This is a genomic window from Streptomyces sp. NPDC037288, from assembly GCF_055603265.1.
In genome coordinates this window covers 174,150-200,399 of record NZ_JBVJVY010000010.1, presented here as the reverse complement: position 1 = coordinate 200,399, position 26,250 = coordinate 174,150, and the positions used below count along the sequence as shown (strand labels likewise).

The 26,250-nt window shown below is 70.4% G+C and carries 23 protein-coding genes and 1 pseudogene; 8 read left to right on the top strand and 16 right to left on the bottom strand.

The genetic code is table 11. The annotated features are described in order from the left end of the window. Positions 1-74 precede the first annotated feature (74 nt). A complete protein-coding gene (locus ACZ7GZ_RS15265) occupies positions 75-1,643 on the top strand; it encodes a YibE/F family protein (RefSeq protein WP_471024352.1) in 1,569 nt (522 codons plus the stop codon). Positions 1,644-2,023: 380 nt separating this feature from the next. On the opposite strand, the gene ACZ7GZ_RS15260 is transcribed toward ACZ7GZ_RS15265, so the two are convergent. From ACZ7GZ_RS15260 to ACZ7GZ_RS15195, 14 genes and pseudogenes are all read right to left on the bottom strand, one after another. Next, a complete protein-coding gene (locus ACZ7GZ_RS15260) occupies positions 2,024-2,266 on the bottom strand; it encodes a DUF5302 domain-containing protein (RefSeq protein ID WP_471024351.1) in 243 nt (80 codons plus the stop codon). Between the two features lie 211 nt (positions 2,267-2,477). Next, complete coding sequence (locus tag ACZ7GZ_RS15255) at positions 2,478-2,699, bottom strand: hypothetical protein (protein ID WP_471024350.1); 222 nt, start codon at positions 2,697-2,699, stop codon at positions 2,478-2,480. Positions 2,700-2,888: 189 nt separating this feature from the next. Further along, positions 2,889-3,692: an intradiol ring-cleavage dioxygenase gene (locus tag ACZ7GZ_RS15250; RefSeq protein WP_471024349.1), complete on the bottom strand. Its 804-nt coding sequence runs from the start codon at positions 3,690-3,692 to the stop codon at positions 2,889-2,891. Between the two features lie 118 nt (positions 3,693-3,810). After that, positions 3,811-5,076: a PucR family transcriptional regulator gene (locus ACZ7GZ_RS15245; RefSeq protein ID WP_471024348.1), complete on the bottom strand. Its 1,266-nt coding sequence runs from the start codon at positions 5,074-5,076 to the stop codon at positions 3,811-3,813. Beyond that, entirely contained in the window at positions 5,073-6,488 is a 1,416-nt protein-coding gene (locus tag ACZ7GZ_RS15240) for a phytoene desaturase family protein (protein ID WP_471024347.1), read from the bottom strand. Before ACZ7GZ_RS15240 ends, ACZ7GZ_RS15245 begins: the two co-directional genes overlap by 4 nt. Continuing rightward, positions 6,481-8,232, bottom strand: a complete 1,752-nt coding sequence (locus ACZ7GZ_RS15235; RefSeq protein ID WP_471024346.1) for a DUF3556 domain-containing protein — start codon at positions 8,230-8,232, stop codon at positions 6,481-6,483. Before ACZ7GZ_RS15235 ends, ACZ7GZ_RS15240 begins: the two co-directional genes overlap by 8 nt. A gap of 20 nt (positions 8,233-8,252) precedes the next feature. Continuing rightward, positions 8,253-9,710 (bottom strand): class I adenylate-forming enzyme family protein, encoded by a 1,458-nt coding sequence (locus tag ACZ7GZ_RS15230; protein WP_471024344.1) that lies wholly within the window; start codon positions 9,708-9,710, stop codon positions 8,253-8,255. A gap of 249 nt (positions 9,711-9,959) precedes the next feature. Next, positions 9,960-11,046: pseudogene (locus tag ACZ7GZ_RS15225) on the bottom strand (acyl-CoA dehydrogenase family protein). Continuing rightward, positions 11,043-11,999, bottom strand: a complete 957-nt coding sequence (locus tag ACZ7GZ_RS15220) for a 3-hydroxyacyl-CoA dehydrogenase NAD-binding domain-containing protein (RefSeq protein WP_471024343.1) — start codon at positions 11,997-11,999, stop codon at positions 11,043-11,045. Before ACZ7GZ_RS15220 ends, ACZ7GZ_RS15225 begins: the two are co-directional and overlap by 4 nt. A gap of 37 nt (positions 12,000-12,036) precedes the next feature. Continuing rightward, on the bottom strand, positions 12,037-12,792 hold the full coding sequence (locus ACZ7GZ_RS15215) for an acetoacetate decarboxylase (protein ID WP_471024341.1): 756 nt from the start codon (positions 12,790-12,792) through the stop codon (positions 12,037-12,039). Between the two features lie 20 nt (positions 12,793-12,812). Further along, complete coding sequence (locus tag ACZ7GZ_RS15210; protein WP_471024339.1) at positions 12,813-13,583, bottom strand: crotonase/enoyl-CoA hydratase family protein; 771 nt, start codon at positions 13,581-13,583, stop codon at positions 12,813-12,815. A 26-nt stretch (positions 13,584-13,609) separates the two neighbouring features. Continuing rightward, positions 13,610-14,779, bottom strand: a complete 1,170-nt coding sequence (locus ACZ7GZ_RS15205; RefSeq protein WP_471024338.1) for a CaiB/BaiF CoA transferase family protein — start codon at positions 14,777-14,779, stop codon at positions 13,610-13,612. Between the two features lie 156 nt (positions 14,780-14,935). After that, positions 14,936-15,841: a LysR family transcriptional regulator gene (locus tag ACZ7GZ_RS15200; protein ID WP_471024379.1), complete on the bottom strand. Its 906-nt coding sequence runs from the start codon at positions 15,839-15,841 to the stop codon at positions 14,936-14,938. Positions 15,842-15,857: 16 nt separating this feature from the next. Then, complete coding sequence (locus tag ACZ7GZ_RS15195) at positions 15,858-16,262, bottom strand: discoidin domain-containing protein (protein WP_471024378.1); 405 nt, start codon at positions 16,260-16,262, stop codon at positions 15,858-15,860. Between the two features lie 276 nt (positions 16,263-16,538). On the opposite strand from ACZ7GZ_RS15195, the gene ACZ7GZ_RS15190 reads away from it, so the two are divergent. The 7 genes from ACZ7GZ_RS15190 to ACZ7GZ_RS15160 all read left to right on the top strand — a co-directional run bounded on the left by ACZ7GZ_RS15190 (position 16,539) and on the right by ACZ7GZ_RS15160 (position 24,302). Continuing rightward, on the top strand, positions 16,539-16,931 hold the full coding sequence (locus ACZ7GZ_RS15190; protein WP_471024336.1) for a septal ring lytic transglycosylase RlpA family protein: 393 nt from the start codon (positions 16,539-16,541) through the stop codon (positions 16,929-16,931). 152 nt (positions 16,932-17,083) lie between these two features. Next, positions 17,084-18,226, top strand: coding sequence for a glycoside hydrolase family 19 protein (locus ACZ7GZ_RS15185; RefSeq protein WP_471024335.1), 1,143 nt, complete (start codon positions 17,084-17,086; stop codon positions 18,224-18,226). Between the two features lie 18 nt (positions 18,227-18,244). Next, positions 18,245-18,736 (top strand): molybdopterin-dependent oxidoreductase, encoded by a 492-nt coding sequence (locus ACZ7GZ_RS15180; protein WP_471024334.1) that lies wholly within the window; start codon positions 18,245-18,247, stop codon positions 18,734-18,736. Positions 18,737-19,199: 463 nt separating this feature from the next. Beyond that, on the top strand, positions 19,200-21,695 hold the full coding sequence (locus tag ACZ7GZ_RS15175) for an SMP-30/gluconolactonase/LRE family protein (protein WP_471024332.1): 2,496 nt from the start codon (positions 19,200-19,202) through the stop codon (positions 21,693-21,695). Positions 21,696-22,028: 333 nt separating this feature from the next. After that, a complete protein-coding gene (locus tag ACZ7GZ_RS15170) occupies positions 22,029-22,820 on the top strand; it encodes a YhjD/YihY/BrkB family envelope integrity protein (protein WP_471024330.1) in 792 nt (263 codons plus the stop codon). A 226-nt stretch (positions 22,821-23,046) separates the two neighbouring features. Beyond that, entirely contained in the window at positions 23,047-23,877 is an 831-nt protein-coding gene (locus ACZ7GZ_RS15165) for a class II glutamine amidotransferase (protein WP_471024328.1), read from the top strand. A gap of 5 nt (positions 23,878-23,882) precedes the next feature. Beyond that, positions 23,883-24,302: a hypothetical protein gene (locus ACZ7GZ_RS15160; protein ID WP_471024326.1), complete on the top strand. Its 420-nt coding sequence runs from the start codon at positions 23,883-23,885 to the stop codon at positions 24,300-24,302. A 21-nt stretch (positions 24,303-24,323) separates the two neighbouring features. Here ACZ7GZ_RS15160 and ACZ7GZ_RS15155 read toward each other — a convergent pair whose 3' ends face one another. Continuing rightward, complete coding sequence (locus ACZ7GZ_RS15155) at positions 24,324-25,715, bottom strand: diacylglycerol/lipid kinase family protein (protein ID WP_471024324.1); 1,392 nt, start codon at positions 25,713-25,715, stop codon at positions 24,324-24,326. A 61-nt stretch (positions 25,716-25,776) separates the two neighbouring features. Continuing rightward, positions 25,777-26,205, bottom strand: a complete 429-nt coding sequence (locus tag ACZ7GZ_RS15150; RefSeq protein ID WP_471024323.1) for a DUF7144 family membrane protein — start codon at positions 26,203-26,205, stop codon at positions 25,777-25,779. Positions 26,206-26,250: the final 45 nt, after the last annotated feature.

Here is a 26,250-nt window from a genome sequence, read left to right as displayed (position 1 = left end):
TCCCGTACTCTGCCTCAGAGCCGCCGCGCAGGACCGGCTCTGGAGGGGGCACGGACAACCGCGAGGGAGACCGCATGGGAACCGCTGACCGGCAGAGCGCCGGAGACTGGAACCGGGTCGGCGACCCGCCCCGACCCAGAGGTGGTCGTCCGAGCGAGTACGGCCACGACTACGGGTACGGGAATCCTCCTGAGTCGATACCTCACCCCGGCTACGGACCCGATGCCGGCGCGGGCCACCTCCCCTCTCAAGAGACAGGCCACAGGCACTCACCAGCGACCGGCGCCGGACACGGTCCCGGAGCGAGCGCCGACGGTCACGGACACGGCCACTCGCACGGCCACAGTCACAGCCACGGGCCCGCCGCACCGGTCTCCCGGCACCTGCGCAAGGTCATCGCCGCGATCCTGATCCCCTTCACCGCCGCGGTCGTGGTGGGGCTCGTGGTGCTGTGGCCGGGCGGAGCCCCGCCGCACAAGCGCACCGGTGTCGGCTTCGACCAGCAGACCCAGCAGGCGACGGTCACCAAGGTCGTCGAGGTGGGCTGCAAGTCGGTGAACGCCTCCGGCGAGACCCCCACCGGCGACACCTCCACCGCCGAGGGCAACTCGGCACAGCAAGAGGCGAACGGCACCTGCCACAAGGCCACGATCCGGATCGACACCGGCAAGGACACGGGTCGCACCTTCACCGAGATCGTGCAGCCCGACCAGGCACGACAGCTACACCAGGGCGAGAAGGTCGTCACCGCCTACGAACCCTCCGCGCCCAAGGACCTGCAGTACTCGGTCACCGACGTCAACCGTCGCTTCCCCATGGGCCTGCTGGCCGGCATCTTCGCCCTCGCCGTCGTGGTGGTGGGCCGACTGCGCGGCGTGATGGCGCTGGTCGCCCTGGCCATCAGCTTCCTGGTGCTGAACTTCTTCGTCCTGCCCGCGGTCCTGCAGGGCTCGAATCCGCTGCTCGTGGCGGTGGTCGGATCGAGCGCCATCATGCTGATCGCCCTCTACATGTGCCACGGCCTGTCGGCCCGCACCTCGGTGGCGGTACTCGGCACCCTGCTCTCGCTGGCGCTGATCGGCATCCTGGGCTCGGCGTTCATCGGCTGGGCCGCCCTCACCGGCAACACGGACGACAGCACCGGCCTGATCCACGGCCTCTATCCGAAACTCGACATGAGCGGTCTCCTGCTCGCCGGCGTCATCATCGGCTCCCTCGGCGTGCTCGACGACGTCACCGTGACCCAGACCTCGGCCGTCTGGGAACTGCACGAAGCCAACCCCACGATGGGCTGGCGCGGACTGTACCGAGCGGGCATCCGCATCGGCCGCGACCATATCGCCTCAGTCGTCAACACCCTCGTACTCGCCTACGCCGGCGCCGCACTGCCCCTGCTGCTCCTCTTCTCCATCGCCCAGAGCGGCATAGGCACGGTCGCCAACAGCGAACTGGTCGCCGAGGAGATCGTACGGACCCTGGTCGGCTCCATCGGCCTGGTCGCCTCCGTCCCCGTCACCACCGCACTCGCCGCCCTGGTGGTGGCGGCGGACCGGCCCGGTCCACGCGCGGAAACGGCGGCAGCGGCAGCGGGGACGGCTGGCGGAGCGACCGCCGGCCGGCGCGGGCGTCGGCGGAAGCCTTGAGAGCACCTTGTTCAAGGTGGGGCCCGGCCAGAGAGTCCTTTGCCTGGCCACGGCCGCTTCCCAGAGGCCGGCGTCGAGAATGCGGGCGGCCTTCTTTCAACGCAGCCAGGCGGCAGGCACGGATGCTGACTGCGCCGGACGACATGGTATTCCGGCTACACGGCCACCAGTTCCCCTTAGAGGACGAGGCAAGTGGCCCCGCGCAACCGGAAGGGAAGACGTACCGCCTTCGGTAAGCACCTGTTCCGCGTTCGCGGGCTCCGCCCGCACGCCCGCAACGCGCACAGCGGTACGCGCACGTTGCGGGCCACTGCACGGGGAGCGCGAGTGGGTAGCGCTCAGAGTGCGGGTGAAGCGGCCGGATACCGGGACTGATCGACTCAGCCGCCGCTCTTGCGCCTGAACGACCGCTGGCTCGCAGCCGGGCCGTGCGCCGCACGCACCTTCGACGCATCGGGGTTGGCGGCCACATCAGCGGCGTCCGCCTGCGCACCGCGCTTGCGCGCCAGGGCTTCGCGGAACTTGCGCTTGAGGTCGTAGTTGCCGTCGCTGTCCGGCGTCAGAGGGGACGTCTCCGGGGCAGCCGGCTCCGAACCTTCCGTAGGTACGGGCTCTGCGGTCATGGTGACCTCCTGGGTTCGGGGGTGGGCAAGCACAGCTTGTCATGCCGGGCGCACTGCCGGGCGCCGGTGACATCATCGTGCTCCGTTCCGGCGGGTATCCCGCTCGGGGAACAAGGAGGTTCGCCTCGCAGGTGAGGCGCAACAGAACGGCTTCGGGCCGGACCGGGGGTCGATCCCGTGGCCAGGCCATTCGCTGCCAGGACAACGGCTGTCAGCCGTTGCGACGCACGAGGGCGGCCTTGCGGGCTTCGGCGAGCTTGCGGGCCTCGCCGGCCTTTCGGGACTTGCCGCCGACGCCGCGGGAGGGGTCCTTGCCGGTGCGGGCGTGACACCCGAAGCGGTCCGTCGCCGTAGCGCCCGCTGCCGGCAGGCGCCGGAGCAGTATCGAGCCGGCCGACCCCCGTGCGGCCTCACGATCAACGTCGCACCGCACACCTCACACGTTCGACTCCGGCTCATCCCCCATTCCTGGCCGCACCGCCCCGGAACGAAACCATCGCCTCCAGCCACGGGTCTCCGCGAAGGCTGCGCCGGTCGGCTTCGGCAGGAGCAGTGCGGCCGCACTCGCGCGTGCGGTGGCCGGCACCATGGCAGGGCCGGCCACCGCGGGCATCCGGGTGCGTCAGGGTGTGGCGGCGGGGTCGATGCCGAGTACGACGGTTCCGGTCACTCCCTTGCCGAGGTCGCTGCCTGCCTGGGTGAGGGTCAGCAGGGTCGATGACCCGCCGTTGCGGTAGATGCCGTCCCGCGCGTTGAGCGTGCGGGTGGCCGTGTTGTTCCGGTACGGGGACAGGGCGGCGACCCTGGTGTTGTACGCCTCCGGGAAGTAGAGCTGGCCCGTGTGGGACACGTGGCCGCCGTGGTAGGTCCCGTTGGACACGGTGCCTCCCACATGTGTCTTGACGTGGATGTGGAGAGCCCGGCCGACGTACCAGCCGGGGTAGATGGTGGTGAATTCCGCGACACCGGCGGAGTCGGTCAGCTGCACACCGCGCAGGAAGGTGGTGTCCGGGGTGGAACCTCCGGCGACATAACCGGAGTAGACCCCGAGGGCGTCGCAGTGCCAGATGTCGACCGCCGTCCGGGGCAGCGGGGCGCAGGTCGCTGCGTCGACCACCGTCACGCGGAGGGTCAGCGGAACACCCGCCTTCCCCTCTGTGATGTCCTTGCGGACCGTCTCCAGGTCCAGGTAGTACGGCCCCTCGGTCTGCTCGGGCGTGAGGACGCAGGCGGCAGCCGGCCGGGCCGCGGCCCGGTGCTCGGTGGCGGCGGTCGCCTGCGTGGCGGCGACACCCAGCGCGGCGACGCCGAGGGTGGCGCCGCCCAAGGTGGCTATGACGGACCTGCGGGTGGCACCCGTGGGAACGTCCGACGGCTCGAGGTCGCGCCGCGGCTCCGCGGTGTTGTGGTGGGGGGTGTCAGTCATGGCGTGAGCATGGCACCTGTGACGGCCCAAGGGATCGCACGGACGACCCACCAGGCAACCGCGTTACGAAACCCTCCATCGGTGCCTCGTGCGCCTACGGGGTCGCGTCTCGTTGAGCTCACGCGCGGCGCAGGACCTTCGACCCGTGCCAGCGGCAGATCGTGAGCGCGAAGTGGAGGTCGAAGGCGTTGGCGTCGAGGTCGAGGTGATAGTGCTCGACGGCGCGCTGGACGCGGTAGTGGACGGTGTTGCGGTGGACCATCAGCTGGTCCGCGGTGGCGGCGTAGCTGCGATGGGTGGCGAGGAAGACGCGGAGCGTCTCGCGCAGGAGTTCCCGGCGGCGGTCGTCCACTGCGAGGTCGCCGAGGGTGTCGGAGACGAACTCGGCCAGTTCGCGGGGCTCGTCGACCAGGAGGGCGACGGGCGCGACGCGGGCGAAGGCCACTACTTTCGGGGTGCCGGCCCCCGCGGAGAGGGCGAGGGCCTTGGCGCGGGCGGCGGCGCGGGTGCTGCGGCGGAAGCCGTCAAGGCCTGGGCGGACGATGCCGAGGGCGACACGCACGGGTAGCGCGGCGTCGGCCAGTTCGGCGGCGACGGTGTCGGGGTCCACCGGGCGGCCAGGCCTGACGGCGAGCCAGATCCGGGCGTCTGCCTCGTCCGTATGGACCAGCAGCGGACGACCCTGTGCGGGCAGGACGGTGCACAGCAGCGAGGTCAGCCGGTCGAAGACGGCGGCGGGGTCGGTGGTCGCCGTGGTGCCGTGGAGCCAGGCCTCGACGGCCAGATGGCTGGCGGACAACCGGTAGTCGAGAGCGGCCTCCGCCTGACGCAGATCGACGCTGGGGTTGTCGAGGAGCTGGTTGACCCAGTGCTGGCGCAGCATGCCGCGGGTGCCCACCCAGCGTTCGCGCTCCTGTTCGTAGGCGCGGCCCACCTGGTCGCAGACCCGGTCCAGGTAGGCCGAGCTGAGGCTGACCAGGGTGATCACGGTACCCACCGGGTCCGGCAACCCCAGTCGGACCGCCTCGCCGAGGACCAGGTCCATGCTCTGCGCATGGCCGAGACGGTAGGCACGCAGCAGCGCGGAGAGCGGAACGTCGCGCTGGGCGAGCCGGCGGGCGTAGGAGACGGCTGAGGCGGGCGCGTCCACGGTCTGCGGATCGATGCGGTTGATGATGACGTGCAGGGCAGTGACGATGTTCTCCGTGATGCTGGCCTCGAGCAGTCCGCGCAGCGGTTCGTCGTGTTCCAGATCGGTGATCGCCGCCTCGGTGGTGGCGACGAGCCGGGCGATGAACTCGTCCCGGCGCGCCTGCATCACCCGGGCCGCGAGGACGACCGGGTCCGGTGGCCCGTCCGCCCGCCGTTCCACGGGTGCCGTCACCGGGCCAGGTACCGCAGTGCGGAGCGGGCGGCGTTCGCACCGCACATGCCGTGCGTCCCGGCGCCGGGCGGGGTGGCCGCGGAGCACAGGTAGACGCCGGGGATGCCGGTGCTGTAGGGGTCGAGGGCGACTCGCGGGCGCAGCGCAAGCTGCACCTCGGTGTTGGCCCCGCCGATGATGTCGCCGCCCACGTAGTTGGGGTTGTACCGGGACATCTCCACCGCCGAGCGGACGGAGATGCCCATGATGCGTTCCCGGAAGCCGGGGGCGAACCGCTCGATCTGGCCGAGCACTGCCTCGGTGGCATCCCCGGTGTAGCCGTGAGGTACGTGCGCGTACGCGTACACCGGGTGGACGTCCCCGGCCGAGCGGCCGGGGTCGGCGAGGTACTGCTGGGAGAGCAGCACGAAGGGTCGCTCGGGCATGTGGCCCCGACTGGTCTCCCGCTCGGCGCGGACGACCTCTGCCAGGGTGCCGCCGAGGTGCACGGTGCCGGCCTCGCGGCAGGACTCGTTGGTCCACGGCACCCCGCCCGCCACGGCCAGGTCCACCTTGAACGCCGCTGGGCCGTGGCGCCAGCGCAGATAGGCGCGCCGGACGCGCGCCGGCAGTGCCGGACCGCAGATGTCGACGGCAGCGCGCGGGACGACGTCGAGCATCACGATCCGCGCGGGCCGGAGTTCGGTCAGCGAACGCACGGGCACGCCGGTCTCGATGGTGCCGCCGAGCTCGCGCAGCAGCGCAGCGAGGGCCTCGCTGATCACGCGGGAGCCACCGCGGGCGACGGGCCAGCCGTAACGGTGCCCGGCGGCGATGAACATCAGCCCGAGCGACGCGGTCAGCGGGCGGGTGAGCGGATGGAAGGCGTGCGCCGCCGCCCCCGCGAACAGCGCCCGGGCCTCCTCGCCGCGCCAGCGCCGGGCCACCGTCGTGGCCGGCTGCAGCGCCCGCGCCCCGAACCGGCCGAGGCGGACGGGATGCGCCGGCAGGTGCACCACCGGCCGCAGGACGTCCTCCAGCAGCGCGTCGAACCCCGCGGTCAGCGGGGCGAACAACCGCTCCCAGGCCGGACCGTCCGCGCCGAGCCCGCGCGCGGTCCGCTCCACGGAGCGGACCAGCACCCCCGCCCGTCCGCCGTCCAGCGGATGGGCCAGGTCGACCTCGGGCCACGCCCATTCGACGCCGTACCGCTCCAGGCCGAGAGTCCGCAGGAACGGCGAGCCGACGCCCAGCGGATGTACCGCGGAGCAGTGGTCGTGGAGCAGTCCGGGAAGGGTCAGTTCGCTACTCCGGGTGCCGCCGCCGATCTCGTCGGCGGCCTCCAGGACGGTCACCTTCAGGCCCCGCTGGGCCAGGGCGACGGCGGCGGCCAGCCCGTTCGGGCCGGCCCCCACCACGATCGCGTCACTCATGCGCGGCCGCCACCTCGGTCACCGGTCGCGGTGCCCCGACGGGCTCGACGGGGATCGCAGGCGTCTCGTCGTCGAGCCAGGGCTGTCGGATCACCATGTCCCGTACGTTCACATACCCCTCCTCGATCACGCCGCTTGCCGCGTCCACGATGCGGTAGTGCTGGCGCTGCCGGTGCGTCGGCTGGGACTCCAGCACGACGACGCGAAGGTCGCCCGGCGCGAAGTCGCATCGCTGCTGCACGGCGGCCACCAGCTGCTCGTTGTGCAGATGGCCGTCGCCGAAGTTCCAGCCGAGGACCGCTCCCGCCACCATCTCGCCCTCGCGCACATCGTAGGACTCCACGTCCTCGACGGCCCGCGGCAGCAGCCCGATCAACGCGCGGCCGTGGCTGTGCATCGCGCGCCAGGCCAGTCCCTGGTGCAGCAGCAGTTCGGCGGCCTCGGCGCCGTACAGGCGGGTGAGCTGGTCGACCGGCAGACCGGAGGCCTTGACGATGTGCCCGTTGAGGCGGTGCTCGGTGCCCTTGCGGAAGCACCACAGGCTGGTGGCCCAGTTGCCGGCGTAGTAGCGCATCGAGGGGAGGAACGACACCAGGTCGGGGCGGACATGGCCGAGCACCGGCACCACCACCAGGCTCAGCACCAGCACCGCTGCCAGCAGCGGGGAGTGCAGGCCGAAGGCGCCGACGGCGGCGTCGTGGCCGAAGAGGACGAGCGCGGAGTAGATGAAGAAGACGTTCCACTCCAGCGGCACGCCCATGGGGAAGGTCGACATGATGTGCAGATGGAAGACGACCATCACGGTCAGGGCGATCGCGGTGACGGTCCCGCCGTGCGAGAGGACCAGGACCAGGGGCACCGCGTACTCGATGACCGTGCCGCCGTGCGCGGCCGTGGCGGCGAGAGCGGACGGCCTGAGGTCGTCGGGATGGTGCCGGTACAGCCGGCGCTTGAACCAGGCCGGGCGCAGCGGACTGTTGCTGATCATCACCGCCACCACGAACGGGAAGTGGCGGTTGAGCTTTGAGGAGGCGGCGCCCCACCACAGGGCGAGCATGACCAGTTTCAGGGCGGGGGTCATGTCGCTCACCGGGAAGAGGAAGACCAGCAGCGTCAGTCCGTAATGCTCCGCGCGGGCGGCGAGGAAGACGGTCTTGTCGCGGAGCCCGAGCAGCGCGAGCGGTGTCGCGAGGAGGGCCACGCGCCACGGAGCCGGCACGCCGGACGCACCGGGGTCGCCGCCCTCGCCCGGTGCGCACAGCAGCCACACCGCCGCACCCAGGACCGCCGCGTACAGGGCCACGTCGGCCACCGTGCGCCGGGTTCCCGCGGTGAAGGGGATCCGTCCGGGCCACGGGGGCAGTCGTACGGTGCCGGGGCGCAGCCAGTGCAGGAAGGCGCCGACCGGCGGCAGGAAGTGTGAGCTGAGCGGACCCGAGCCGCAGCCGAGGCCCAGGACCTCGTACAGCAGCGTCCAGATGACGAGTTTCTGGTAGACGATCGGCTCGGCCCACCAGGAACCGAAGTGGGCGATGCTGCCGGCCCCGGGAGTCGCGGAGACGACCGCGACGCCGCCGACTGCGTACGCGGTGATCTTCACCAGGTACAGCAGGTGCACGATGCCAGGGGTGCCGAATCCATGCGTGGCCCAGTGCTCGGCGAGCGGCCTGATCCGCTGCCGGTAGGGGAGTGTGCGCCACTGCTGCGTGTCGACGTCCGCCGTGTTCGGTGCGAGGAATCCCATGACTGCTCTCCCGCTTCGGTTCAGCCGGCCACGGTGACGGCGGTGGTCCTGGCCCGCAGCGCGGGCTTGTCCGTCTTGCCGACAGGGTTCCTGGGGAGCCGGTCGACGCGGGTGATCTCGGTGGGCACCTTGAACCTGGCCAGCCGGGCCCGGCAGTGGTCGAGCAGTTCGCCGGCGTCGGTGGCCGCGCCCGGGCGCAGCGCCACGAAGGCCACCGGTACTTCGCCGAGCCGCGGGTCGGCGGCGCCCACCACGGCGGCTTCCAGCACGTCGGGGTGTTCGGCGAGGATGGTCTCGACCTCCTGGGGGTAGATGTTCTCGCCGCCCCGGATGATCATGTCCTTGATGCGGTCGACCAGCACCAGATAGCCGTCCTCGTCGAAGCGTCCGACATCGCCCGTGTGCAGCCAGCCGTCGACCAGGGTGCGGGCGGTCTCCTCCGGGCGGCCCAGGTAGCCGCGCATCACGTTGGGGCCGCGCACCACCACCTCACCGGTCGCCCCCGCGGGCAGGATCCGGCCCTGCTGATCCATCACGGCGACCCGCTGGCCAGGGAGCGGCCGTCCGACCGTGCCGGGCTTGCGCGGGCCGTCCAGCGGGTTGGTGGTGGAGGCGCAGGTGCCCTCGGAGAGGCCGTAGCCCTCCAGGATCGGGATGCCGTAGCGGCGCTCGAACCGCTCGATGAGCGCGGGCGGCATCGGGGCCGCCCCGCAGGCGGCGAACCGCACCGACGAGGTGTCGGGCCGTACCCGGTCCGGCAGTTCGGCCAGCATCGAATAGATCGCCGGGACCGCGGAGAAGCAGGTCGGGCGCACCGCGGCGACCAGGTCGAAGAAGGTTTCGGCGTGGAATCGCCCGGCCACCGTGACCCGTCCGCCGGCCAACAGCGGGGACAGTACGCCGACCACGATCCCGTTGACGTGGAAGAGCGGCAGGATCAGCAGACTGTGGTCGGCCTCGGAGAGCCGGGCGGTCTCGATCATCATCCCCGCCATGGCGGCGAGGTTGGCGTGGTCCAGCATCACGCCCTTGGGGCGCCCGGTGCTGCCGCTGGTGTAGATCAGCAGGGCGAGCGCATGCGCGTCCGTCTCCGGCGCGGCTGTGTCTTCGTGCGCGGCGCCCAGTTCGGCGACTGCGAGACATCCGGCGTGTGGCGACGGCTCCGCGGTGACGACCACTGAGGCACCCGCGTCGCCGAGCTGGTGTCGCACCTCGCCTTCGGTGAGCGCCGGGTTGACCGGTGTGACCGCCGCGCCGAGCCGCCAGGCGGCGAAGAGCGCGACGACGAAGTCCGCCGTGTTGGGCAGCAGCAGTGCCACCACGTCCCCGCGCCCGACCCCCCGTGCCCGCAGGGCCGCCGCGGCTCGGCGGACCCGGCGGGCGAACGCCGCGTTGTCCATGGCTGACACTTCGTCGGCGGTGCAGGGACCGTCCGGGGCCCGTCGGGCCCGCAGATCCGGCAGTTCTGCGATGTGCATGTCGGCTCCTCGTGGTACGTCGACGGACGTCGGGCGGACGGTGGGCCCGTCCCGACGCGGGACGGATGTCCGGTACGTGAGGAGAGACGGTACGAAGCGGCGGTGCTCGCGGCCCATGGGCGCGGACGACGACGCTCGCGGCGCGACTTGTGCGCGGCGCACGAAACCGGAGCGCGCGCCCGCAAGGGTCCGCGCCGGCCCCGGGGCACGCTTCACTCGGGGCCGGCGCGGGGTCGTGGGGAGCCCGGGTCAGACGAAGGCGCTCTCGCCGGTGACCGCCTTGCCGACGATGAGGGTGTTCATCTCGCGGGTGCCTTCGAACGAGTAGATCGCCTCGGCGTCGGCGAAGAAGCGGGCGATGTCGTAGGTGACGTACGCCTTCGCCAGCGCGGAGTGCTCGTCGCGGAAGACGCCGGCGTCCTGCAGCCGTGCGAGCTGGACCGAACTGCCTGCGTCGCTTGGCGTGGTCCAGCGCCAGTTCGTAGGCGCCGATCATCACGCCGAGGGCCTGCCAGGCGACCCCGCTGCGGGTGGCGCGGAGGATCTCCGCCACGTCGCGGAAGGAGTCGATCCGCTGCAGCCGGTTGGACTCGGGCACCTTGACGTCGGTCAGGGTGATCTCGGCGTTCTCCACGATCCTGAACGCGATCTTGTTCTCGATCTTCACCGGGGAGAAGCCCGGGGTGCCCTTCTCCACCACGAAGCCCTTGACCCTGTCGTCCGCCTCGTCGCGGGCCCAGACCACCACCAGGTCGGCGAAGGTCGCGTTGCCGATCCACCGCTTGGCGCCGTTGAGCACCCAGTTCCCGCCGTCCCGGCGGGCCGTGGTGCGCATGCCCCCGGCCACGTCGGAACCGCCGAGCGGCTCGGTCATCGCGAAGGCGCCGATGGTCTCCAGCGCGGCCATCGAGGGCAGCCAGCGGTCCCGCTGTTCCTGGTCGCCGCCGCGGTAGATGCTGTACATCGCCAGGCCGCTGTGCACGCCGAAGAAGGTGGCGCTGGAGGCGTCGGTGCGGGTGTACTCCATCGACAGCATGCCGACCAGCAGGTTGCTCCCGGCGGGCAGGGGGTCGCCGTAGCCCTCGTAGGGGACGCCGGCGAGTCCCAGCTCGCGGAACCTGCCGATGAGCTCGCGGGGGAACTCCCCCTTCGCCCAGTACTCGTTGACCAGTGGCTTGACCTCGGTGCGCATGAACGACCGGGCCCGCAGCAGCAGTTCGCGCTCGTGCGGCGGCAGCAGCGACTCGAAGTCGTAGAAGTCCGCGGCCAGCCGCTCGTCGACGGATGTCTCCTCGGTTGCCTTCTCGGATGCCTTCTCGGGCAGCAGGGCGGTCATGACCGGGTCTCCTTCTCCAGGCTGGTGGCGCTGTCCCGGGCGGACAGCACGGCGATCTGCCTCGCGTCGCGTTCCTGGGCCAGGTCGTCGTAGGAACGGGAGCCGTAGGCGTCCTCGACGGCCGCGACGAGCCGTTCGGTCTGCTCGGGGCTCTGCTCCGGGTGGCCGAGCGAGTCCCACATCCTCTGCATCGACACGCCGATGTGCTCGGCCATGTGCCGGTAGCCGCCGGGGCCGCCGCCGAGGTGCGCGCCGAGGAACGGCCCCACCGTCGCCCAGCGCAGGCCGAGCGAGTTCACCATCACGGTGTCCAGCTCCGCCGGGCTGACCACGCCCTGCTCGACCAGGTAGATCGCCTCCCGGCTGAGGGCGTTCTGCAGGCGGTTGCCGACGAAGCCGGGGATCTCCCTGCGTTCCACGACCGGCACCCGGCCGACGAAACGGTAGAAGTCCACGGCCCGCGCCACGCTCTCCTGCGAGGTGCGCTCCCCCGGCACCACCTCCACCAGCGGCACCAGGTGCGGCGGGTTGAAGGGGTGACCGATCAGGATCCGGTCGGCCTCCTCGATGGTGTCGGTGAACGCCGTGGCCGGGATCGCCGAGGAGGAGCTGAGCAGCAGCGCGTGTGCGGGGGCCGCGCCGACCAGTGTGGTGAACAGCTCCCGCTTGAAGTCGGCGTTCTCCGGCCCGTTCTCCTGGACGACGTCGGCGTCGCGCACCGCGTCGGCGAGGTCGTCGGCGATGTGCACCCGCTCGGCGAGGCCGTGCGTGTCCAGGCCCTGCGCGGCCAGCTGCCCGGCCGCCCGGTCGAGCGCCTCGGCGACCGCCTCGGCCAGGTCCGGCCGCGGGTCGGTGACGCGTACCCGCATGCCGTGGCCGGCGAAGAGCGCGGCCCAGGACAGGCCGATCGTCCCGGCACCGACCACCGCGGCGGTGGTGAATGGCTTGGTCATCACAAGTCTTCCTTCTGCGTACGTGCCATGGCCGCGCTCATCGCACGGGGTGGGCGGGGTAGGCCAGGTAGTCGTGAACCGGTTTGACCGGTGCCAGGGTCAGGTCGGTCAGGATGTGGCTGGCGGAGACGATCTCGCGCACCGGCAGATCGGCCAGCGGCGCCAGCGCGTGGGCGAACAGTTGCAGCCGGGCGGAGCCGGTCCAGGCGCCCTTCACCGTGATGTCGGTGATCTCGGTGCGCACCAACTGCGCCACCTGAGGCGCCCCGTCGAACCCGGGGACCAGCTTCAGCATGTAGGTCGGCACACCGACCTGGGCCACGGCCTCCTCGACCGACAGCTCGTAGTGCTTGTAGCCCATCGTGGCGGTCGCCACCCGTAGGGTGCCCACGTCGAGGACACCGACCAGCGCCCCGTGATCGACGTAGAGGGCGGGCGATCCGGCGGTCTTGGGATAGGCACTGGCCTCGCGGCCGGACGTGATGGCCGGAAGGTTGTCCAGGTACATCGCGTGCAGGTACTCGCCCCGCTCGCCTTCGTGGCGGACCGGGATCGCCTGGCCGGACTCGGTGTACGGCCCGTATCCGCTGACGTCGCCCATGCGCATGACCTCGAAGCGCACCAGCGGCTCGTCGATCTCCAGCGGTTCGGGCACGACGGCGCGCAGTGCCTCGTGGTCGGTGCGGTAGACGATGTTGAGGTACTCGCGGTTGGTGAAGCGAGGCACGACCGGCGGATAGGCCGGGTTGGTGAGCGGCGTCGCGATGTGCCGGGGGATGTCGTGCTGATGCATCGTGTCTTCTCCCTCGGGGCCTACCGGCCCTGCCAGACCGGGGAGCGGCGTTCGGCGAAGGCGGTCATGCCCTCGCGTACGTCGGCGGAGGCGGCGAGCCGGGCCATCTGCCGCCCCTGGACGGCGAACGCCTCCTCCTCGGGCGCGCCGTCGGCGGCGCGGACGAGTTCCTTGACGGCGGCCAGTGCCAGCGGGGCGTTCTGCGCGATCCGCTCGGCCAACCGCAGTGCGGTGGCGACGGTCTCCCCGGCCGGCACGACACGGTTGGCGATGCCGAGCCGCCCGGCCCGTTCGCCGGTGACCGGTTCGCCGGTCAGCAGCAGTTCCATGGCCAGGTGGTACGGGATGCGCTTGGGCAGCCGGATCGCTCCGCCGCCCGCCGCGATCAGCCCGCGGCTGACCTCGGGGAGGCCGAAGCGGGCGTCGTCCGCGGCGACGATCAGATCGCAGCCCAGGGCCAGTTCGAAGCCGCCTCCCATGGCCCAGCCCTCGACGGCGGCGATCAGCGGCCTGGTCGTGCGGGCCTGCGTCAAGCCGCCGAAGCCGCGTCCCGGGATCTCGGGCGATTCACCGGCCAGCGCGGCCTTGAGGTCCATTCCGGCGCTGAACGTGCCGCCCGCGCCGGTGAGCACGCCGGCCCGCAGGCCGGGTTCCGCCTCCAACTGGTCGAGGGCCGCGGACAGTCCGGCGGCGACGGCCGCGTTGACCGCGTTGCGCGCCTTCGGCCGGTCGATGGTGATGAGCAGTGTGGAACCGATGGTCTCGGTCCGCACCTCGGTGGTGCTGTTCATGGTGGGTGTCCTTGCTTGACGGCCGGTCAGCGGCCGGCGGCGAGTTCCTGGAAGACCTCTTCGGTGTGCTGGCCGGGCAACGGGGCGAGACGGCGGACCGAACCCGGAGTGGCGGAGAACCGCACCGGGATGCCGACCGAGCGGATGGCGCCCTCGCTGGGGTGGTCCACCACGTCGAGCAGCCGGCCACCGCGCACGTACGGGTCCTCGGCGGCCCGGTCGAGTTCGAGCACGGACGCCATCGGAATGCTGTGCTTGGCGCAGACCCGCTCCCACTCCGCGGTGGTCAGGCTCGGCGAGCACTCCTCCACCAGCTCCATCAGGGCATCGACGTCGTCATCGGCGATGGACTGGCCGTTGACACGCGGGTCCGCGGCGAGATCGGCGCGGTCGGCGGCGAGGAAGAAGTCCCGGAAGTTCTGCGGGTTGTACGGGATGACGCAGGCGAGGCCGTCCTTGGTGGGCACCGCACGGTGCCCCCTCTTCATCGACAGCGGGAACCCGGTGGGCCCCTCGGGCGGTTCGAAGGCATGGCCCGCCAGATGCTCGACGAGGTTGAACGCGATGAGCGTGTCGGTCATCGGGATCTCGACGTACTGGCCGGCGCCGGTGCGGTCGCGGTGGATCAGCGCGGCGAGCACCGAGTAGACGATGGTCAGCGCGCACACCTTGTCGCCGATGATCGTCGGCAGGTACGCGGGGGTGCCCAGCGCCCGGTTGGTCACGTCCACCAGACCGGAGGCGGCCTGCACGGTCTCGTCGTAGGCCGCGTTGCCCGCCCGGTCGGAGTCGCTGCGGAATCCCTGGGCGTGGGCGTAGACCAGGCCGGGGTTGCGGGCGGCGATATCGGCGTGGCCGAGGCCGAGGCGGGCGAGCGCACCCGGGCGCATGTTGGTGACCAGCACGTCGGCGCTGTCGACGAGTTCGAGGGCCCGTGCGCGGTCGGTGTCGTCCTTGAGGTTCAACGTCACGCTGCGCTTGTTGCGGTTGACGTTGAGGTTGAGCGGGGTCATGCCGGGCGTGGTGCGGTACGGACCCACCCGAACCGTGTCGGACGGGGACTCGATCTTGATGACGTCGGCACCGAGGTCGCCCAGGATCTGCGCCGCGTAGGGCCCCATCACCACCGTTGACAGATCGATGACCCGCACACCGTTCAGCGGACCTGTGGCGCCGGCGGCCGTGATGTCCATCATCGCTCCTGTTCACGCAGTAATTTCATGGCGAATGTTTTCCACCGACGACGTTATGCGTGAACAGACGGGAAGGGAATGATCAACTGGCGAACAAGGGTATGACCACAGCGGTCACACCGGGGCCGGAATTCCACGGAAAAGACGTGTGCCAGTCAGTCAGACGTTGATGACCTCGTTGAAGATCCGTCGGGCCCGGACAGCGACCTCAGTCAGGTCCCCGCCGGCGTTCGCCCTATCAGCGCGGAACAACAGGCCGGTTGTGAGGGTGGGTTGGAAGTCCTCGACGGGCAGCACGGCCACGTTGGCCAAGCGGTACAGGTGCATGGGGCTCTCCGGCGAGAGCATGGTCATCGAGAACGCGATACCGGAGGAGATCAGTTCCGAGCTTCCGGAATAGTCCGCCATTTTTATGCGGATTCTCTTCTTCACGCCGACCGAATTGAGATGGGCATCGATTTCCTCGAAATAGGCCGGGGTGGCGTCGTTCGGCGTGGCCACGTACGACAGGTCGGCCAGCTCCTCCAGGGTGACGGACTCCCGCCCCGCGAACCGGTCGGCCGGCACCGCGGCACCCAGCACCTCGCGCATCACCTCGATGATCTCCAACGCCGGGTCGGAGACCGGCAGCCGGGCCAGCGCCATGGCCAGCCTGCCGTCGCGCACCGCGTCCGCCAGGTCCGCCGACGTGCCGGGCCAGCGCTTGAGTTCGCACACCTCCCGGCAGGCGTCCTCCAGCAGCCCGACCCGCTCGCGCAGCAGCGGATGCACTCCGGCGGGCATCCCTATGAACAGCCGGTCCAGCCGTGGGCGCACCGTCTCGCTCAGCCGCCAGGGGATCGAGTTGACCCGTTCCAGGATGTCGCGCGCCATCGGCAGCAGCGCGGCGCCCGCCGGGGTCAGATCGACGCGGTGGGTGGTTCGCTCGAAGAGCTCGTGACCGAGTTCGCGTTCGAGGTCCTTGATCCGCTGGCTGAGCGGAGAAGCCGCCATGTGCAGTCTGCGCGCCGCCTGGGAGAAGTTGAGTTCCTCGGCCACGGCGACGAAGTAGCGCAGGTGCAGCATGTCCACGCAGGTCACCCTACCCACGGCAGGACAACTGGTAGGCCTTGGCGTAGGCGGCCTCCCAGGTGAGGGTGACCCGGGTGATCTGCTGGACGGAGCCGAGGTCCACCTGGAGCCACTGGGGATCGGCGAAGGCCGAGGGCCAGCGGGTGCCGGGGTTTCCGTCAACCGCTGCGGCGACGGGGAAGGACGCGCTCCCGGTCGAGGACGCGGTGGCGGGCCGCCCTTGGGCTGCAGGTCTGCGCGTGAGCGCAGGGAGAGGAAATCTGCATGGGGGGTCTCCGGATGCCGGGTGCGCGGGCGCGAGGGCTGCAGGAACAGCAGGCGTGAGAGCGCTCTCGGGGTTTGTACTCCCACCTCTGCCCGGCGTCAACAACTGAACGCGAGGCCGGTGGAGTTCACAGGAACGGGAACGGCACACCTGCGTCTGCGACGACGGAGCCGCGCACCAGCGCTGCGCGATCTCCACGGGGCCCGTTCAATTGGCCGATCCCAAGCCCTCCTCACCCTTCACCACTTGACGTGTCTGGTACAGACCTTCTAGGTTCCGGCCGACCGGCTCCATGAACGCACGCTGACTTCAGGCCAGTTGAGCCGGTGCATCGCCCCGTGCCCCCGTGTTTCCGAAAGGCTGTGATCGTCCTCCATGGCCGGACACTCCCCCACACGTTTCACCGCGTTACGGTGCAGCCTCGTCGTGGCCGCGCTCGCACTCTCGGCCTGTCTTCCGACGGCCTCCACCGCACTGGCCGCCCCCCAGAAAGCAGGCGACCAGTGTTGGGCCACGCACTACGGGCCCCAGCCACCGGGCGCCCTCACCGCCGACGGAGAACTCTTCGACAACAACGCGGACACCGCTGCGACTTCTCTCAGCCGCCGGCCTCAGCTGCCGTTCGGCACCCGTGTCCAGGTCACCAATGTCGCCAACGGCAGGTCGCTGGTCGTGCGCATCAACGACCGGGGCACCTTCGTCCAGACGCCCCAGGAACCCAAGTGCCTCGACCTGACCGACGGAGCCTTCGCCCGGCTCGGCGGAAGCCTTGAGCCCGACGCCGGTCACATCGTCGTCACCCAGCAAGTCCTGAACTGAGGGCGCCGTTCACCGCACCTCGCCAAGGCGGTCGCGCTCGACCCCGTGCGTCCCACGCCGTACCTCTGTCAGCCCGTCACCCGTCACCCGTCACCCGTCACCCGTCACCCGTCACCCGTCACCCGAGGACACGACCAAGGAGCGATCTCCGCATGTCCACCCCCCACGTCAGACGGCTCCTTCCCAGACGCATGGCCTTCGGCCGACTCGCGGCCGGTGCCGTCGTCGCCACCGTGCTCGCCGCACTCTTCACCACCGCGCCCGCCCACGCCGCCGACGGCCAGATCACCGGACTTGCCGGAAAGTGCGTCGACGTGGCCGGGGCGGGCAGCGCCAACGGCACCGCCGTCCAGCTGTACGACTGCAACGGCACCGCTGCCCAGCAGTGGTCCAGCCCCGGTGACGGAACTCTTCGGGCACTCGGCAAGTGCCTGGACGTCGTCGACCGCGGCACGGCCGACGGCGCGGCCGTCCAGCTGTGGGACTGCTCGGGAGGGGCCAACCAGCAGTGGGTGGTCACAACGGCCCATGACATCGTCAACCCGGCTGCGAACAAGTGCCTCGACGTGCGGGACAACAGCAGCGCCAACGGCACCCGTCTGCAGATCTGGAGCTGCACCGGGGCCGCGAACCAGAAGTGGAACGCCCCGGCGATCGGCGGCAGCAGCACCCCGTCCGGATTCGTCGTCTCCGAGGCCCAGTTCAACCAGATGTTCCCGAACCGGAACAGCTTCTACACCTACAGCGGCCTCGTCCAGGCCCTCGGCGCCTACCCGGCCTTCGCCAACACCGGAAGCGACACCGTGAAGAAGCAGGAGGCCGCCGCCTTCCTCGCCAACGTCAGCCATGAGACGGGCGGGCTGGTGTATGTGGTCGAGCAGAACACGGCCAACTATCCCACCTACTGTGACTGGAGTCAGCCGTACGGCTGCCCGGCCGGCCAGGCCGCCTACTATGGCCGTGGCCCCCTCCAGCTCAGCTGGAACTTCAACTACAAGGCCGCCGGTGACGCCCTGGGCATCGATCTCCTGGACAACCCCTGGCTGGTGCAGAACGACGCCTCCGTCGCCTGGAAGACCGGCCTGTGGTACTGGAACACCCAGTCCGGCCCCGGCGCCATGACTCCGCACAACGCCATGGTGAACCAGGCCGGCTTCGGGCAGACCATCCGCTCCATCAACGGTTCCCTGGAGTGTGACGGCAAGAACCCAGCCCAGGTGCAGAGCCGAGTCGACGCCTACCAGCGGTTCGCGTCGATTCTCGGCGTCAGCCCCGGCAGCAACCTGTACTGCTGATCGAACCCCGGTCACTTCGTGTTCTGCAGAGGCGCGGCGCCGTGGACGTCTTCCGGTGCGGTTCGTGGATGGTGTTCGCGATCTCGAAGGGCCCTGCCCCTGAGGCATCGATGCACCGCTGAGGGGACGTCGAAGCCGTTGCATCGCGGTCCGCCGTGGGCGCACTACGGCCCCGTGCCCCGCTTCCGCCCCGAGCGCTGGAGCCTGCGCGTCTTCGGCGCCACCGCGACCGGCGGGGAACACACTTGGACGTTCGACGAGCTCACGGCACTCCCCCACGTCACGGTCGTCGCCGACCTGCACTGCGCCACCGGCCCCACCTCGACGGACCACGAGTGGACGGAATCCCAGCCACCGCCGTACTGGATCTGGTGCCGTCCACGCCGGACGTCACCCACGTCATGGCGTAGGCGGAGTACGGATACGCGGCCAACCTCCGCCTCGCCGACTCCCCCACCGCCGAGACTCTCCTGGCCACGCATCACAACGGCGAGCCCCTCACCGGAGTAATAAACTCACCCGGTTTCCGGCGCTCGACACCTCCGTCATCGTCGGCCGACTGCCCCCTCGACCGGCCGTCGGCATGGGGGAAAGGACTGCGCGGTCACCCGCTCGCCAGCGCGCGACTACACGTCGGGGCGGCCGCCCGGCGAACGCCCAGGTGGCCGGGGCCGGTTCGAGGAGCATCTGGCTCACCGGCAGCCTGCGGCACCATGACACGAGCCTGGTCCTGCCCCTGCTGCTGATCCTCGAAGGGCGGCGGGCGACGACTCGGAGCGCGCCGCCGGAGGCGGCGAGCAGGAGAGCGTAGCCGAGCGCTGTCCAGCCGGAGGTGACGAGACGGACGGAGAACACGGCGATCGCCCCGGTGGCCACGGCGGCGGTGAGCTGCGGGCTGATCCACACGGGGGAACTCGCGGGTCGGCCTGCTGCGCTGACCGCGAGACCCGTAGGCCGATTCCATGCTGGTGTCATGCCCGACATCAATCCGCCTCGCATCTTCCTCGGCCACACGCCCGACAGGTTGCTGCTGTCCCGCGACGGACGCCTGCTCTACGCGGTCTGCGCCCGCGACCACGTCATCTGTGTGATCGATACGGCCACCGGCCGGGTGACGGCCACGATCCCCTGCCCCGACCTGCGCCGGCGCGCCACCCTTCTGCACGACGGCCGCCTGTACGCGACAGCCGGGGAGGGCGTCGTCGCGATCGTGGACACCGCAGCTCGTTCGGTGACGGGCACGATCACTCTCGGCGGTCGCCCGTCCGGGGGCGTCGTCGCTCCGGACGGGCGACTCGCCTACGTGTCACTGGGCAATGTGCCGCTGGACAGCAACATGGGCATCGCGGTGATCGACACCGCTGAGAACTCGGTGACCCGCACATTCGAGATCGATGTCCTCCCATCCATTCTTGCCATGTCGCCCACCGGCGATCGCATCTACGCCGCTGACGAAAACGGCGGGACACTCGCGGTAATCGAAACGGAGACCATGGGTACGCTGGGCGGCCCGATCGCCATCGGTGCGGACAATGAGGGGATCTTCGGCCTGGCGGTCGGCCCTGGCGGTGGGCGTGTCTTCGTGCCGTGCCTGGAGTCGGGCACCGTGCGCGTCGTCGACGCCGGCTCGCTTGAGTTGACGGCCGAGGTCAAGATCGACTCCGGACCGAAGGACGTGGCGGTGTCCCTCGACGGCAGCAGGCTGTACGTCGCCCAGTCCACACAGACCATCGCTGTCATCAACACCGACGACATGTCCGTCATCCGTGAGTTCGCCGCGGAAGGGGTGGACCGTCTGGTGATGTCGCCCGACGGGGAGCGGCTCTACGCCTCCTCTGTCGAGTCTGTGCTGGTTTTCCCGACCCGGCACAGTGTGGTCGCCACGGCACGCAAGTCGCAGGGCGTGGCCATGAGCCCGGACGGCCGGCATCTCTTCGCCACCCTCGCGGACGGGGACGCGGTCAGCGTCATCAGCAATCCGGAGACCCGGATCCCGGTCGGTCAGCGGCCGGTTGCGGCGGCGGCTCCGGGGGACGGGCACGACGTGTACGTCGCGGACAGTGAGGGAGGGAAGGTCGTCGTGATCGACTCCTCCATCGACGAAGTGGCCGACACCATCGACTTGGAGAGCCCTTTCTGCCTGGCAGCGGACCCGAGCGGTGCACACGTCTACGTTGTCGGGCCCGACCGGCTGTCGGTGATCGACACCCAGAGCCGCGCCGTGGTGGATCACGTTTCCGTCGAACACTCGGGGGGCGATCGATTTCTGGCGACGGACGGAAACCGCGTCTACGTCACCAACCCGCAGTCAGGAACGTTCACGGGGTACTCCACGCAGACGTTGCTGGCGGAAGTGACGTTCGCGCCAGGGCAAGACGTAGCCGAATTCTCCATGGGCCGTATTGCGCTGGCGGGGCCTGGACCCCGCGTCTTCTTCACAGGCGGCGACGTTGTGCTGGTCGTCGACTTGGCCGGCGGGCCCAGCGAGCAGTTCTTCTCCGTCGAGGGCGCACTGGACATGGCTGTGAGCCCCGCTGGCCCTGTCTTTGTCACCAGGGCAGGTATGGACGCGGTGACGGTGATCGACCCCGGTTCCCTGGCCATCGTCGGTGAACCGATCACGGTCCCCGGCGGCCCCGGCGCCGCGGTGGTCAGTCGGGACGGGCGAAGACTGTACGTGGCGGGCACCAACGACAGACGTGTGAACGAGGTGGACATCGCCACCCGTCGGACGAACAAACGGTTCCTGGCGTGCCCCGACCCGGGTCCCATGGCGGAGACAGCGGACGGGCGCCTCTGTGTCGCCAGCTCCACGATCGGCACCGTCTCGGTGGTCCAGACGCGGGAGAGGACGATCGCTGTCGGCGACAGGCCGACGGGCATCGCCGTGTCCGCGCATACATCGCGTGCTTATGTGGCCAACTCGGATTCGGGGACGGTCTCCGTGATCGACCTGGCCACGAAGGCCGTGACCGGCACTCCGTTCGCCGTCGGCGTCGAGCCCGTCGGTGTCGCCGTGGGCCCTGGCGGCAAGCCGCTCTATGTGGCCGACGGCTTCAATGCCAGCGTCGCCGTGGTGAACGTGGATGACGGCACTGTGATCAGGACCCTGGACAACATCGGCCTCCTGCTGCGCGGCCTGGCCGTCTCCCCCGGCGGGAATCTGCTCTACGTGGCCGACGCGCAGGCGCAGAAGGTGCTGGTGGTCGACATCGCGCAGGGGAACGTGGCGGGAACCATGGACCTGCCGAACCCCTTCGGGCTCGCCATGGCCGATGGCGGAGAGAGGCTGTTCGTCACGCTGCCCGGAGAGCACTGCATCGCCATCGTGGACCCGTCCACGCTGACGGAGACCGAGGGGCGGATTCAGCTGGGGGCTGCCGCCAGCGGTGTCTGCTTGGCCCCCGACGGCAACCGACTCTATGTGACCGATCCTTCCACCAACCTCGTCTCTGCCGTGGAGCTGTGACGTGCCGTCGGGCTCGGGCATGAAACGGACCAGGACGACATCCGTGCCGGGCTCGGTCTCTTCCCTCACCTGGTCTTCCCTGACGGCAATGCGCGTGCCGTGACCGCGAGATCGCCGCACTCCGGAAGGAGGGTGACCCGCGACGACGACACCCCCTGACGTGCGAGCGGCTCGACGAGGGAGAGGGCCCGGCTCGCCGCCCTCAGCGGGAGCGGGTACGGACGCCTGCAGGCCCATGCCTCTCGAGCCTGCGCGACACCGGCCGCTCGGCACGGTGTACTGCCTGATGTGCACAGTTGGCGGAGATCACCCGGTAAAGGTCGCGGCAAGGCCTTGTTCTGGACTCGGCTGAGCCAGGCATGGCAGGCGGCGGGCAGGCGCTTTGAGGCAAGTGCGGCGGGGCGTTTGTGGGCACGCCTCAGCGCGGCGGACTTCTTCGGCCACTCGTTCCAGCTGGCGTCGCTCGCCTTCCTTTGCTTCTTCCCGTTCCTGATCCTAGTCACCGCTGCGTTCGGCCAGGACGCCGCGAATGTCATGGCGGGATGGCTCGGACTGAACGAGCAGGCGGCCCAGGCCGTGGCCGGTCTTTTCAAACCCAGCCCTGGTTCGGTCACGCTCACGTTGATGAGCGCTCTGCTGTTGATCGCTGGGGCGGTCGCCGTGGCCGGCACCTTGCAAGGCTGGTATCAGTTCCTCTTCGGCGTGCCACCACGTTGGTGGCGGGACCTGGGGGCTCAGCTCACGTGGCTGGCGGCGCTGGTCGCCTACAGCGCGGCCCGGGCCGGGATGGGCGCGGCACTCGGATCGCGGCTGAGCAGCCTGTCCGGTTTCGTCCTGGCCCTGTTGTTCTGGTGGGGAACCATGCGACTGCTCCTCACCGGAGCGGTCACCTGGCGCTTCCTCCTGCCCGCGGCTGTGGCCACCGGTACCGCCTGGACCGGCCTCGGGTGGTTCTCCTCGCGCTTCTTCTCCGAAACGATCGTGGCCAACGATCAGAAATACGGCCCTGTGGGCGTCGTCATGGTCATCCTTTCCTGGCTGGTGGCGGTAGGTGTGGTCATCCACCTCGGTGCCGTCGTCGGACACGAGTTCGCCAAGCACCGCGCCATTCGCTCACAGCGCTGACATCGACGGGCGACCGGCGAAAGTCCGCTCTTCCCCTCGACCGGCCGCTGCGTTCCGCCCCGAACCCCTGCACCGGCCTCGGCGTGCCGCAACCGTCCGGGCGGCCCATACTTGTGATGACCCGGCTGGACCACACAGGCGGCGGCACCCTACTGGCGACCACCGCGTCCCTGTGCCGCGCACGACACAACCGGGCCCGTCCACCGCCGGAGGAGGTGGGTTCGGAATGTGCCGCTGGATCGTCTACTCGGGTACGCCTGTCCTTCTCAGCCAGGTCCTGTTCCAGCCGGAACACAGTCTGATCGATCAGAGCCTGCACTCCCGCCTGGGAGTGGAGACCACCAACGGTGACGGCTTCGGGATCGGCTGGTACAGCCCGGACCTTGCTACGCCGGCGGTGCTGCGGGACGTCGGCCCGGCGTGGAACAACCGGAACCTTCAGGAGGTCGCCCACCACGTCCGCTCGGGTCTGTTCTTCGCCCATATCCGGGCCACGACCGGAACAGCCGTGCAGCAGACCAACTGCCATCCCTTCCGGAAGGACCGCTGGCTGTGGATGCACAACGGCGTGATCCGCGAGTTCCACCGGCTCCGGCGTGACCTCGCGCTGGCCGTCGACCCCGCCCTCTACCCCGACATCGAAGGGTCCACGGACTCCGAGCTGATGTTCTTCCTCGCCCTGAGCTTCGGCCTCGCCGACGATCCGCCGGGTGCCGTCGCGCGCATGGCCGGTCTGGTCGAGAGCACGGGCCACCGGCACGGCGTGGAACACCCCCTGCAGATGACGGTCGCCGCGGCCGACGGGGAGAGTCTGTGGGCCTTCCGTTACTCCAGCGAGGGCGCCTCACGGTCGTTGTACTTCAGCTCCAAGGTGGACGCCCTGCGCGCGCTCCACCCGGACGCCTCGTTCCTGCGGGAGATCTCGGACGAGACGCGCCTCGTCGTCTCCGAACCACTGAGCGACCTTCCGGGAGCCTGGAACGAGGTTCCGGAGAGCAGCTACGGGATCGTCCAGCCGGGACGGGACTCGCTCCACCCCTTCAAGCCCCGTCGTTGAACCCCGTGCGACGCGCGACCTGCCAGGTCACGGACCTGGGGAGCGCCCTCCGCCGGCTGCTCGGAACGACCCGGCTGAGCATGCCGGAGTCCCCCTGGATGCGGCTCGCGTCGGCCGAGGTGCCCGGGAGCGTACGGCTGTGGCCAGCGCCGCACCGAGACTGGATCCTGATGGCGGCCGAGCCGATCACGGACGTGGACACCACCGCCTCCGACGTCCTCGAAGAGCTCGACGAGATCCTCAACGCGGAACACCCGGACCGTGGACCCGGGCCATTTCCTCCCCACGCTCGAGGCCGCCGTCAGCGAGTTCCGCCGTCGCACCGGCGCACGGTGGACCGCTCCCCCGCCCTCCCCGGCGGACGGCCGGCAGGCAGCCGGCTGACACGCCCCGCCCCGGCGGACGGCCGGCGAGCAGCCGGCTGAGACGCCTCGCCCCGACCGCCGTCAAACGGCCGCCGGGCTGCGCTGCCGGGCCGGACGGGCCAGGGCCAGGCGGAGCACTCGTCTCCAGTCGGCCGGGGGCCGGTGCGGCGGCGTTCCCGGACGGTGACGCGGGACACGCACCCGCAGGGCCCCGGGGACCACCCGGCAGACCACCGGAGCGGACAGTACGACGGACTCGCCGTCGATGCCGGCCGGGACCGTGTCCGTGTCGGCCTCGACGACCACTTCGGTGGCCGTCAGCCGGGTCACGCCCGGTGACCGCCGGCGCCCCAGGAGCCGGGTCGACACCCCGGCCGCCCGGCCAGGGGTGTCGACGCGTACGCAGAGCACCCCCAGTCGTCCGGAGTCCAGGCTCTCCCGGAGTCCGGGATGCGCCGAGTCGACGGCCACGGGCCGGTAGGGGTTGTTGCTGACGAGCAGGGCCTGCAGTCCCTCGATCAGCGTGTCACCGGCACGTATGCGCAGCCGTGGCGCCTGGGGGCCCGTGAGCAGAACGGGCAGCGCCTCCAGGACCGTGCGCAGTTTGGCGTCCCGGTAGGAGGGTTCGCGCACCACAGCCGCGTACGTTCCGAAGGACGCGTTGTTGACGAACACCCGGTCGGCGGCGAATCCGAGGTCGACGCGGGACTCGACGGCATCGGTGAACGCCTCCAGGGCGGCCGCCGGGTCGTCGCGGTCGAGACCGAGATCGAGGGCGAAGTGGTTGCGCGTTCCGGCCGGGATCACCATGAAGGGCACGTCATGCCGGGCCGCGACCTCGGCGACCAGAGCCTGGGTCCCGTCCCCGCCGGCCACGGCCAGCAGATCGGCCCCCTCGGCCACCGCACGCCGGGCCAGGTCCGCCACGTCCTGGTGCCGCACCGGATCCAGCACGACGACACGGGCGCCCGCCGCCCTCGCCTTCTCCACCAGGTGGAAGCGCTCCACCTTGCCCCCGCCGGAACGCGGGTTCATCACGACCCACGGATGCAGCGCCGCCGGCGACGGCCGGGGCTCGCGACTGTCTCCGCCGGAGCGCCTGATCGGGGTGATCGCGATCCGGGCGCCTGCGAGTGCCAGGATCCACAGGCCCAAGGACAGGCAGGCGGGCCACAGCATGCCGTGCGTGGCGAACAGGACCAGCGTCGCGACGGGAACCAGCACGGCAACGAGGGCTCCTGCGGCCCGGACGACTCCGAAGTGGGTGAGGGCCCACCACAGGCCGGCGGCCGTAAGGGCCACACCCGCCACGGCGACGAGCACCCAGAGCAGGCCCTTCAGCCCGGCGGTGACGAGCAGCACGAGTACGCTGCCCGTGAGGGCGAGGAGAGCCAGCCGGGCCCACGCCGCGGGCGTTCCGCGGTCGGCTGCCGATTCGGCAGCACGCGAGTCCCCGCACCGTGCATGTCGCACGTCGAGCGCCTCCCCGTCCCCTCACGTTGCGCGAGATGTGCCGTGCAACGGGCTCCTCGCCCTACCGGAAACCGGCCGAGGGTCGCTCGGTCCGCACGACGCACAGCGCCCAGATCACGAATCCGGAGATCGCGATCGCCACGATCGACCACAGCGGGTAGTACGGCATGGAGAGGAAGTTGGCGAGGACGAGGAATCCGGCGATGACCACGCCCCCGACCCGGGCCCACGTCGCCGCCTGGAACAGGCCCATGCTGACCACGACGGCGACCGCCCCGAGAACGACGTGGATCCAGCCCCAGCCGGTGAGGTCGTACTGGAAGACGTACCCGTGCGAGGTGACGAACACGTTGTCCTGGGCGATGCCCATGATGCCGCGGAAGATGTCGAGCACTCCGCAGATCATCAGCATGACGGCGCCGAACAGCATCAGACCGCCGGCCCATTGCTGCTTCGCCGATTCCGGTCGGGCTGCGTGTGTCTCACTCATGGCCTACCTCCTTGCGTGCTGCGTCGGACCAGCGCGATCCACGGT

Bases quoted from the DNA above. Each gene is read 5' to 3' on its own strand.
- ACZ7GZ_RS15250 (WP_471024349.1), bottom strand. From the start codon at position 3,692: ATGACTGACACCCCCCACCACAACACCGCGGAGCCGCGGCGCGACCTC.
- ACZ7GZ_RS15175 (WP_471024332.1), top strand. From the start codon at position 19,200: ATGCCCGACATCAATCCGCCTCGCATCTTCCTCGGCCACACGCCCGAC.
- ACZ7GZ_RS15165 (WP_471024328.1), top strand. From the start codon at position 23,047: ATGTGCCGCTGGATCGTCTACTCGGGTACGCCTGTCCTTCTCAGCCAG.
- ACZ7GZ_RS15150 (WP_471024323.1), bottom strand. From the start codon at position 26,205: ATGAGTGAGACACACGCAGCCCGACCGGAATCGGCGAAGCAGCAATGG.
- ACZ7GZ_RS15200 (WP_471024379.1), bottom strand. From the start codon at position 15,841: ATGCTGCACCTGCGCTACTTCGTCGCCGTGGCCGAGGAACTCAACTTC.
- ACZ7GZ_RS15220 (WP_471024343.1), bottom strand. From the start codon at position 11,999: ATGACCAAGCCATTCACCACCGCCGCGGTGGTCGGTGCCGGGACGATC.
- ACZ7GZ_RS15185 (WP_471024335.1), top strand. From the start codon at position 17,084: ATGTCCACCCCCCACGTCAGACGGCTCCTTCCCAGACGCATGGCCTTC.
- ACZ7GZ_RS15235 (WP_471024346.1), bottom strand. From the start codon at position 8,232: ATGGGATTCCTCGCACCGAACACGGCGGACGTCGACACGCAGCAGTGG.
- ACZ7GZ_RS15230 (WP_471024344.1), bottom strand. From the start codon at position 9,710: ATGCACATCGCAGAACTGCCGGATCTGCGGGCCCGACGGGCCCCGGAC.
- ACZ7GZ_RS15260 (WP_471024351.1), bottom strand. From the start codon at position 2,266: ATGACCGCAGAGCCCGTACCTACGGAAGGTTCGGAGCCGGCTGCCCCG.
- ACZ7GZ_RS15240 (WP_471024347.1), bottom strand. From the start codon at position 6,488: ATGAGTGACGCGATCGTGGTGGGGGCCGGCCCGAACGGGCTGGCCGCC.
- ACZ7GZ_RS15210 (WP_471024339.1), bottom strand. From the start codon at position 13,583: ATGAACAGCACCACCGAGGTGCGGACCGAGACCATCGGTTCCACACTG.
- ACZ7GZ_RS15265 (WP_471024352.1), top strand. From the start codon at position 75: ATGGGAACCGCTGACCGGCAGAGCGCCGGAGACTGGAACCGGGTCGGC.
- ACZ7GZ_RS15215 (WP_471024341.1), bottom strand. From the start codon at position 12,792: ATGCATCAGCACGACATCCCCCGGCACATCGCGACGCCGCTCACCAAC.
- ACZ7GZ_RS15205 (WP_471024338.1), bottom strand. From the start codon at position 14,779: ATGATGGACATCACGGCCGCCGGCGCCACAGGTCCGCTGAACGGTGTG.